Below are 6,182 nucleotides of genomic sequence, written 5' to 3' on the forward strand. Positions count from 1 at the left end.
GAAATTACTTAGGACTTGCTGATTAACTGACAAAGCATTTACAGATAAAGACTTTAATCTTTATTCTGTGAAAAAAGTGCGAGCTTTTCGGTACAAAAATCTCAAAAATTTAGCATTTTGAGCAGACAAGGGCGGAAAAATTAAGGGACAATTATCCCGACTACCTCACTCCATAATTCCCCTAATCTCATTTCCGGATCAGATAATTAGCGATCAAAAAACTTTCTCTTTTTTATACCTTCTTTTTCCCCCTCCTCCCTCTTTATTTATAACTATTCAAGCGGACATGATATAACTCCTGACTCCTACCCTCACTCATAAGATTTTTTCAACAAACCCTACTGATAAATAAAATATCAAGTTCTTTCTACCGAGGAAAAAGAGACCTGATGTATTTCAATTTCTCCTCCACTACCTACTCCCTACTACCTAATATTTGATGCAAATTAACTACATTGCCAATAACAGCAATAGCTGGTGCTTCAAACCCAGTTGCTTCAATTTGTTCTACAATATTGTCGAGAGTGCCAATTAATTCTTTTTGTTCAGGTCGAGTTCCCCACTGAATTAAAGCGATGGGTGTTTCTGGGGAACGTCCGGCGATGATAAGTTCTTTGGTAATATTGTGTAAGTTATGAACACCCATATAAATCACTATTGTTTCTGAACCGTGGGCGATCGCTTGCCAATTTACTTCTGGTCGATATTTGCCTGCTGCTTCGTGACCTGTAACAAAGGTAACTGAGGAACTATAGTTTCTGTGGGTTAGGGGAATACCAGCATAAGCAGGTGCAGCGATACCGGAGGTAACACCAGGAACAACTTCCACAGGTACTCCTGCTTGCATTAAATCTTCCATCTCCTCTCCACCCCGACCAAATACAAAGGGGTCGCCTCCTTTTAAACGTACTACAACTGCGTGAGTCTTGGCTTTTTCAATTAGTAATTGAGTTGTTTCTGTTTGCTGCAGGGAATGGCGACCGCGACGTTTGCCTGCATTAATTTTTTCGGCATTAGGGTTGATCATTGTGAGGATGGCAGGACTGACTAGAGCATCGTAGATCGCAACATCAGCTTGTTCTAATAGAACTTTGCCTTTGAGTGTCATTAGTCCGGGGTCTCCCGGTCCTGCTCCTACTAAATATACTTTACCTAAAAATTTTGGCTGATTCATATTTATTATTTTAGATAATTATGCAATATAGTTAAGTAATTCTATTAAGTTATTGAGCTGTTATTAGAACTATTGTATCTAATCATACAAATAGTCTAATTTTATGTCAATATTCGATTTTTTTATCTATTTTATACAGAGAATTAGGTTATAAAAAAGTTCCAATATTTGAGGTTGGGATTTGTCGTGTTGGTGTAGCAAGTGCGGCGCTATATAGCCTGTTCATACAACAAAGCCAAAATACTTTCATTAATGGATAATTACCTCTGGTTCAAACCGTAACACAATTGAATATAAGGAAATATTATTTCTTTTCTCTTGGTGCATTGGATATGGCGTTTAGCGCTCCGCGAAACGACCGCTCTCTTGGTCGATTGGATATGGCGTTTAGCGTTCCGCACAACGCGCGTTAACGCGGAGCGACTTGAATTGCGTTTCGCTTTCCTACGGAATAATTGCGCAAACGCGACATGAAACGCGGCTCTGCACTCTTCGGGAAACCTCGCCATCCCATCCTACGGAATGCTCCGCTTTCCGACCGCTTTTTCCCTATGGGGGGGCTTTTAACCTGAATTCTTTAATTATTAATTATTAATTATTAATTATTAATTATTCGGTAATATTTTATGGAGAATTTTTATTAGTCAATTGAAAGTCTAAGTAGGGATTTGGTAAATAAATACCTACTTAGCTAAAATATCTTCTCTTTTCCTACAAAAAGCTGCGAGACATGAAACGTGCAGCGAAATGAAAGTAGGGAAGTTAAATTACTGTGGTTGTACCTCTAAAGTACCATTATCATAAAATAAAATTGTAAACTCAGCCCACTCTGTTTTGAATGATTCTTTTTTATTAGTAGCGTCAGAATTAACTAAGCTGGGTATAGGTGTCTTTTCCAGATTATCTGCTGCTATTTGATTAAAAGGTTCGTAAGCAGCGATCGCTCCATTTTTATCTACTTTAACTAGGTATATTGAAGTTATATTTATGGGGTTTTTCCAGGTTTTATCGATAGTCTTGTATAGTTTTTGTTTTAATTCTAATAACTCTGTTTTGTTGGTAATCTTTTTAGCTATTGGCTCTACATTTAGGGGTGGAGAATGAGTTGTTGCCCTTACATGGTTGTTGGTATTTTGATTATTTTTTTTCCCAGCCTTCTCTGAGAATTCAGATTTCTTATTTACTGTCTCAATACTTCCGACCATTGTTGGTTGAATTTGACTTTTATCTATTGTCTCTAATGTTTGATTTTTTGTCCCTGTTGAACTTGAGTTGTAAACAACATTAGCCACAACTTTGGCTTCATTTCCTTGATGAATATTTCCAGTAATTAGGATGCGATAAAATCCAGAAATCACAACTAGAATAATAGTAGTTAATGAAACTAATGATGCTGTTTTAACTTGTTCGGTTAATTCTGTTGTACTGTCAGGGATCATATCTTTAGCTGAAATATCTGTTTTAACAATTATCATTTTGGCTTCCTGGGGTTGAATAGTTATTTCTTTGCTTGAACCGACTCTAATATGCAACGGACTAGAAAATTTGGCTTCCCGCAAGACTTGCACTGGTTTATTAGAAACTACTCCCTTTTCTTCTAGTCTCTGAACAATTCTTCTTGTATCGTCACTGCTGATAATTCGATCGACTATTGCTATTTGCCCTGTTTTTAAATCCGATAAATTCATCATCATTACTTCTTATTAATATATTGTTATTATCTTATCCGAGATATTATATTATATCCAAAATCTAATTTCAAGCTTTAATACTAAATGTAACATAGCTCTACAAAAATTAAAATTTGCCCCTTGCGAATCAACAAGGGATTTACATTCTACTTAGAGAAAAGAATAAAGTTTTCAATTCATACAATCTTAGTTTGTCAGCATTTCCTGGGAAATACGGAGTTAACAGCTAGCTCGCTGGTCAGCTTTCAGGTATGACGGCAATAACTGCTAAGATTAGGAATTGAGCTTTTTAGAATTACTTTTAATTCTCCCTCAATACTATCAATACTAATTCCACTTCTTAAAAAGAATGCTATACCTGATACTTTTAACCTGAATTATTTAATTCATAATTATTAATTGTTCGGTAATACCATTTTTAAAAAAGAATGTTACAAAAAGGTACATCTCGATCGGAGATGTTTAAAAATAGCCGTTCCAATTCATTTTAGAGATTTTTATCTATATATTTTCCTCTTTTTTTTCAATATTTACTCCTTCTATCCTAGATAACTAAAGCCTTCTTCTCTATTCCTTACTTCTATTATTTGTAATAAACATTTATCAATTTGGTATTAGGTATTATAAAAAAGCAAAAGTAGGAGCAGGTTTTTAACTTACTCCTACAACTTACAGCAGATTCGGTGATTAATTTTCTATAGCTTAAGGAAGAATATTTTTTGCCTGTTCCTTGCTTCGTATTCTCTATTCCCTAAAAATAAATATATGTACTGCACAAAGTAGGAAACTGCTGTATATAGCATTTATCAAAAACTGTGAGGTAGAGCTATAAACTAATTTTCACCTAACGTTTATTTCAGAAACCTAAAGCCAAAGCTCCTTGGTAGAAAATCAAACTCGATACCCAAGCTAAAACTAATGGAAATACCAAAGAAAGTAGGGAAAATTTCCATGATTTTGCCTCTTTGACTAAAGTAGCTAAAGTAGATAAACATGGGGTATAAAGTAAACAAAAAATACAGAAACTATATCCTTGAATAAAAGTAACTGTCTCTGCAATATTACTACTAACACCCTGTTCGCTCATGCTATAGATAACTGCTAAAGAACCGATAACAATTTCCTTAGCAATAAATCCAAAAAAGAGGGATAATGTTAGATAAGGATTGATGCCAATAGGGTCCATAATAGGACTCATAAATTGACCAATTTGACCGCCAATAGTATCTAATTCTGTTGCCCCTGGAGGTAAACTTGTGAGTACCCAAACTGCAATACAACCAACAGTAATAAAGCCAGATGCTCTAACTAAAAATTCTCTTACTTCTCCCCAACTTCTCAGAAAAATTTGTTGTAATGTAGGGAAACGATAAGGAGGTAGTTCTAACACAAAAGGTTCTTCATTTTTATATATTCCTTGAAATAATGCTGCGGTGATAATAGCAACCAGAAAACTGAGGATATATAGAGAGAATAAAACAAAGGCTCCATTGCCATTAGGAAATACTGCAGCAATAATAAATACAAATACTTGCAGTCGCGCCGAACATAAACCAAAAGGAATAATTAACATGGTTAAAAGTCGTAAAGCACGCGATCGCATTACCCTGGTTCCCATTAATGCTGGAACATTACAACCAAACCCCATTATATGCAGTACAAAACTACGTCCATCTAAACCTAATCTTGCCATTAAGGCATCCATTAAATAAGCGGAACGTGATAGATATCCACTATCTTCTAATACTGCCATAATTATAAAAAATACCATAATTAATGGCACAAAAGAAGCAACTGTAGTTACCCCTGCCCAAACTCCATTAATTAGAAAGTCTTGAATTACTTGTGGAAAGGGTTGAACTAGAGGTTCAACAATTGATGATTGTACCGATTCAACCACAATTTCGAGTAGGTCTATTGAAGGAAGTGCAATATTCCAAACTGCCCAAAAAACTAGGAACATTCCTAGGAAAAATAAGGGTAAACCCCACACAGGATGAAGCAGAATTTTATCAACTTCAGCTGTGAAATTTTTTCCCATTTGAGAAGGCATAATCACAGTTCCATTTAAGACAGCATCTATTTCGTTAACAGAAATATTTTTCTCTGCTTTTAAGATATCTAATTTTGTTGGATTTTGACTTTTTTTTAACTCTTCGGAAATTGCCATATATGCGTTCATATAGCCTTTGCCATATTTAGCACTTATTAGAAACACTGGCATTTCCAAACGTTTTGATAATTCTTCTGTGTCTATTTTAATTCCATATTGTTTGGCTTCATCTGACATATTGAGCATCAAAACTGCGGGCAAACCAAAGGCTTTTACCTGCAATGGCAGCAGAATTTGACGGTCAATTTGTGAGGCATTAATAACGACTATTACTAAATCAGCAGGATTATTTTCTAGGAATCTTTGAACGACTTTTTCATCTTCGGAAAAACCATTGAGATTATAAACTCCTGGCAAGTCTACAAATTGTGTTGTTTCGTTATTTATTTTCACCTCAGCTTGCAAAATATCGACTGTTATTCCCGGCCAATTTCCTACATGAGCAGAAACTCCAGTAATCCGATTAAAAAATGTGGATTTTCCTGTATTTGGCATCCCAATGAAAGCAACTCTTTTTGTTGCATTAGATTTGGGGATTGTTGGTGTATTATTATGACAAGTCATTTCAGTTATTAGTTATTAATTATTGGCGATCAGTTAACAGTATTTTCTACTGAAGTAGAAGCTTATAAATACTGAATTTTATTTTTTTTATCCCCTTTAAAGGAGAGGTTGAAGACCTGATTTTCTGGTCATTTTTTTCTACTATAGCAATCAGGAATCAGATGTGAGAATTGAAAGTTTCTTAAAAGAATAGAGTATAGGGGTTATCTTATTCATTTATATACATTTTTTCCTTCTTCTGTGTTCCCAGTTAAGCGTTCCCTGTTCCCTAAAAATATCCAATATCTCACAACTTAAATCATATTGCTATATTTATCTTAAGTCCGTGAGAAACAGCAGATTCCAAATATATGAAGTACAGATATTAAAGAAGACTCCGCTTTTAAGAGTGGGGTTTAAATAAAATCTTTGTACTGCCGGCATCTTCCCCGCTAAAACTGTACCTCACTCAGATAAAATTCACTGTATTTTTTGATAGCTTTATTATCAGCTATAACCTTGGAAAAATTAAGAACTATAAAATTACTTTGGTTCTATCTCTAGATTACCATCTTCATAAAGTATGATAGCAAATTCAGCCTATTCTGTTTGATTAGTAGCATTCGGTTTAACTAAATTTGGTAATGGTGTGCTGCTCAGA

Annotated in this window: 3 protein-coding genes; all 3 read right to left on the reverse strand. The window is 34.8% G+C overall.

All coding sequences use genetic code 11. The annotated features are described in order from the left end of the window. Window positions 1-415: 415 nt before the first annotated feature. Window positions 416-1,174, reverse strand: coding sequence for a uroporphyrinogen-III C-methyltransferase (cobA, locus tag F6K22_RS11040; RefSeq protein WP_293097068.1), 759 nt, complete (start codon window positions 1,172-1,174; stop codon window positions 416-418). Between the two features lie 767 nt (window positions 1,175-1,941). Continuing rightward, window positions 1,942-2,868: a FeoA family protein gene (locus tag F6K22_RS11045; protein WP_293097071.1), complete on the reverse strand. Its 927-nt coding sequence runs from the start codon at window positions 2,866-2,868 to the stop codon at window positions 1,942-1,944. Between the two features lie 853 nt (window positions 2,869-3,721). After that, window positions 3,722-5,542 (reverse strand): ferrous iron transport protein B, encoded by a 1,821-nt coding sequence (gene feoB / locus F6K22_RS11050; protein WP_293097074.1) that lies wholly within the window; start codon window positions 5,540-5,542, stop codon window positions 3,722-3,724. Window positions 5,543-6,182: the final 640 nt, after the last annotated feature.

Source organism: Okeania sp. SIO2F4 (assembly GCF_010672385.1).
GTDB lineage: Bacteria > Cyanobacteriota > Cyanobacteriia > Cyanobacteriales > Microcoleaceae > Trichodesmium.